Consider the following 4,104-nt stretch of genomic DNA (forward strand, 5'->3'; position numbering starts at 1 on the left):
TTACTTAACCCAAGGACTTAATACGGTCGGCACATGGCTAAATTGCAATGTTGTCAAACTATTGATCTGCTCAACGCTCAGCTTAAAGCTGGTATTCACCTGTTGTTCACGCCCATCAAGCGTCACAGTAACAGTTTGATCTTGAGCAAATTCAAAATTTAATCCTGCAATAGGATCCTTAAAGTAACGCATCGGGAAGCCCTGCATAGCCCCAAGTAAGTCATCCATTTCATTAGCAATTTGCTGTAAGCGTTCTTGATCATATTGAACTTGTGTTTGCTTCGATCGCACTTGCATCGCAATTCCACAGCCTTCAGCCTTACCCTCAAACTCTAGATTTACTAATGCGCGTTGGTCTTTCAGTGCATCATCAAAGGGAATAAACAAACGTTGCGCAGATGTATAAGTGAGTGGCGTTGAATTTAATTCACTCGAAATGGTACCACTCTGAATATGGCAGTTAGGCAGCATTGGTACACTAAAGGCCACTTCAACTAACTGATAACTACCCTTATTGACCTGCTTTAATCTGTCATAAAACCCTTTATATTCAAGGGAAATTGTTTCTGCCTGCACATTTGATGCACACAAGCAGACTCCCACTAACAACCATTTTTTATACATCCGCCTTCACCAAATATTTTTCATTATGACGTAACATATCGAGTAGTTCATCGATATAAGCTTCTTGCCTTTCAGAATAATTCACTAATCCATAGATAAGTTGGTCGGCACTCAATTCAGCCTCCTGAGCACGTAAATCGGCTCGAATTGAGCGAAACAAGGCATATGCTGTGTTCGAGTTTAAATTACGCATATAGGAGGAAACTGAAGCGTCTACCGATGGAAATATTTCTACTTCGTGTATTTTACCTGAGCCTCGCGAAGAAGGCACAATGCCGCAGCCATTACTAAAACACCATTCACCAAAGAAATTAAACCCTTCACGAGCAAAACGAGAACTGCCCCACCCAGATTCATTAGCCGCTTGGATCAGCACCATCGATTCAGGAATAATATCAACCCGTTTGAGTAGGCTGTTAAGGGATTTAGTATCGACACTGCGGGCAGCATATTGATATTTATCAAATAATTGATTGAGCTGCGCTAACTGTGATTCGGACAACGTATTGCCATTATCTATTACTGCCAACATATCAATGATAAATTCACGTTCAGTGGCAATAATGGCGTTTTGTTGTTGAACAATCGGCCTCAAAAAGTTAAAAAAAGCACGTTTTTTTTCTGCTACATCACAGATGGCAGAAAAGTCAGGAACTTGTGTAACAGGCTCAACGGCGTTTTCCAATTGGTTAACAATAGATTCAGGCTCATTCGTCGTAGGAATGAGCCACAATCTCAACGAAAAAATCGCCGAGATCACTAGGGCTAACGCGAGTGTAAACGAACCAATTCTACCAGTTTTCAATAAGTCACCTTCGATGTTGAGTTACTAGTGGCAAAATAAGCGCCAGATTATATGTCATATCTTGAAATTCACGAAATTTGGATGCAAAAACAACAATTCTTCCCAATCCTGCATTCACACATATCTAAAATGCGATCCGGCGCTTAAGTATTAGAATGCGTGAGAATTTTTAGTGCATGCTTTTGACTGAGCTTTTATACTAAGGTTCCGTTAGCCTCGGCAGTAACAAACTGAGTTTATCCGAGTTGATAACAGGATAGGATTTTACGGGTATTCAGGAAGGAAGCCTCATGCAGCAAATCTTAAACCAATTCAATCATGTAGTGGCTATCGGTGGCGGCCACGGTCTTGGACGTGTACTTTCATCACTCGATTTTCTAGGCAATCGTCTCACAGGTATTGTTGCTACGACGGATAATGGTGGTTCTACAGGTCGATTAAGAGCCGAGCAGGACTGCATTGCTTGGGGTGATTTGCGCAATTGTTTGTCCCAACTTGCTCATCGTCCTTCTGTCGGCTCACAATTATTTGAGTATCGCTTTCAAGGCGAAACTGAACTCAGTGGTCATAATCTAGGTAATTTGATGTTGCTCGCCTTAGATAAGTTGTGCGTTAGGCCCCTCGAAGCCGTCAATCTTATTCGGCATATGCTTAAAATTGAGACCAATATCATTCCGATGTCGGAGCAACCAACCCATTTGGTAGCATTACGAGCGTCCGGCTCAAAAGTGTTTGGTGAAGTGAATGTCGACAAGATGAATGAAGCTCCCATTGCACTATGCCTTGAGCCACAAGTTGATGCGACAGCCGAAGCCTGTGAAGCCATTTGCCGCGCGGATCTGATTATCTTGGGACCTGGCAGTTTTCTTACGAGTGTGATGCCACCTCTCTTATTACCCTGCTTTGCTAAAGCATTAGCTATGACAACGGCACCCGTAGTCTTTATCGATAATCTGAATGAAGAAACTTCGCCAGCAGGCCAGTTTAGTATTGAGCAGCGCATAGCCTGGTGCCATCAAGTAATTGGTAAACCCGTGATCACTAAAGTGCTGCGACATTCGGAACAAGTGCGTTTAGGCACCCTAGTTAATTATTTTCCCTTAAAAAATCGTCATAATCCGCAATTGCATGATCAGGCTAGTCTGCGTGATGCGCTTAACGCCATACTGCGGATAAAGTCAGAATTACCTTTAGAAACATTGGCTTCGTAATTGTTCTCTATACTGATAAACCATAATACTTAAGTTTATCGACCGCATAAAAGTAAAAGGACAGCCTAAGCTGTCCTTTTTCGTGAGCCTCTTTTAAGTTAGAGGATTTGAGCAATCGCCTTACAGATCACAGGCATATTAGTTTTGGTCATACCCGCCACACTAATGCGACCCGAGCCGACGATATAAATGCCGAACTCGTCTTTCAAACGGGCAACCTGTGCTTTATTTAAGCCGGAGAAGCTAAACATACCGTTTTGGCGGGAAATAAAGCTAAAGTCCTGGGTCACACCTTCATCTTTTAAGCTTTGTACAAATAGCGTACGCATCTCGGCAATACGTTCACGCATTTCAGTCAGCTCTTGTACCCAAAGGGCTTTCAATGATGCATCACTCAGAATCGTACTCACAATTAACGCGCCATGGGCTGGTGGATTTGAGTAATTTGCACGAATAGTACGTTTCACTTGGCTAAATGCACGCACCGCTTCATCGGCATTTTGTGCAACCACAGTCACGGCGCCGATACGCTCGTTGTATAAACCAAAGTTTTTAGAGAATGAATTTGCGACCAATAGTTCTGGTACTTTTGACGCAACTAAGCGTAAACCAGCAGCATCTTCTTCAATACCAGCACCAAAACCTTGGTATGCAAAGTCGAATAATGGAACTAATTGCTTGTCCGCACAAAGATTAGCGACTAATTCCCATTGGGTTAACGTTAAATCGATACCCGTTGGGTTATGACAGCAACCGTGCAGTAGAATAATGTCGCCCGCCTGTGCATTGGCGAGATCTGTCATCATGCCATCAAAATCAATATCGTGGGCACTGGCGTTGTAGTAACCGTATTCTTTAACCGTCAAACCCGCAGTTTCAAAAATATTTTGATGGTTTGCCCAAGTTGGATTACTTACCCACACAGTGCGCGATGGGGTATTACGCAATAAGAACTCGGCAGCAATACGCAGTGCACCTGTACCACCAGGCGCTTGGGCCGTTGCTGCTCGGCCAGAAGTCACGAGATCACTACCTTCACCAAATAGCAGCTCTTGTACTACGCGATTATAGGTTTGAACCCCTTCTATCCCTAAATAGTTTTTAGTTTTCTCTTGCTCAAGCAATAGGGCTTCAGCTTTCTTCACTGATTGTAATACTGGAGTCTGCCCTGCTTCATCCTTATAAATGCCAACACCAAGGTTGACTTTATCTTGGCGCGGATCGGCCTTAAATGTATCGGTTAAACCAAGGATGGGATCGGCGGGTGCGAGTACTACCTGAGAGAAAATCATGACTACTTATCCTAAATGTTCACGTGTAGGGGGAAAATTCGGCTTATTTATACCACTGTCTTAAGAGAGGGAATAGCGCCTATTACCGCTTCTTAAGGAAATAGTTTGGCTATTATGGATTGATTAAAATAAATAACAACTAAATGAGAGATCATTTATGTGAAAGCTGAAT

4 protein-coding genes are annotated in these 4,104 nt (G+C 42.8%); 1 reads left to right on the plus strand and 3 read right to left on the minus strand.

Annotated features, from left to right (window positions below; translation table 11 throughout):
- Positions 1–624 (minus strand): DUF2987 domain-containing protein, encoded by a 624-nt coding sequence (locus SHEWPOL2_RS21600; RefSeq protein WP_037431607.1) that lies wholly within the window; start codon positions 622–624, stop codon positions 1–3.
- The gene (locus SHEWPOL2_RS21605; protein ID WP_037431608.1) at positions 617–1,429 is read right to left on the minus strand and encodes a glucosaminidase domain-containing protein; all 813 of its coding nucleotides are present in this window, start codon (positions 1,427–1,429) and stop codon (positions 617–619) included. Before SHEWPOL2_RS21605 ends, SHEWPOL2_RS21600 begins: the two co-directional genes overlap by 8 nt.
- Before the next feature lie 290 nt (positions 1,430–1,719).
- Here SHEWPOL2_RS21605 and SHEWPOL2_RS21610 point away from each other — a divergent pair, with 290 nt between their 5' ends.
- Entirely contained in the window at positions 1,720–2,640 is a 921-nt protein-coding gene (locus SHEWPOL2_RS21610) for a YvcK family protein (RefSeq protein WP_037418527.1), read from the plus strand.
- Positions 2,641–2,738: 98 nt separating this feature from the next.
- Here the strand turns inward: SHEWPOL2_RS21610 and SHEWPOL2_RS21615 are convergent, their stop codons facing one another.
- Positions 2,739–3,932 (minus strand): amino acid aminotransferase, encoded by a 1,194-nt coding sequence (locus SHEWPOL2_RS21615; RefSeq protein WP_037418524.1) that lies wholly within the window; start codon positions 3,930–3,932, stop codon positions 2,739–2,741.
- Between the last annotated feature and the right edge of the window lie 172 nt (positions 3,933–4,104).

Source organism: Shewanella sp. POL2 (assembly GCF_000282755.1).
Taxonomy (GTDB): domain Bacteria; phylum Pseudomonadota; class Gammaproteobacteria; order Enterobacterales; family Shewanellaceae; genus Shewanella; species Shewanella xiamenensis.

Excerpts from the sequence above, each read along its gene's own strand:
- SHEWPOL2_RS21600 (WP_037431607.1), bottom strand. The coding sequence starts at position 624 with ATGTATAAAAAATGGTTGTTAGTGGGAGTCTGCTTGTGTGCATCAAAT.
- SHEWPOL2_RS21610 (WP_037418527.1), top strand. The coding sequence starts at position 1,720 with ATGCAGCAAATCTTAAACCAATTCAATCATGTAGTGGCTATCGGTGGC.
- SHEWPOL2_RS21615 (WP_037418524.1), bottom strand. The coding sequence starts at position 3,932 with ATGATTTTCTCTCAGGTAGTACTCGCACCCGCCGATCCCATCCTTGGT.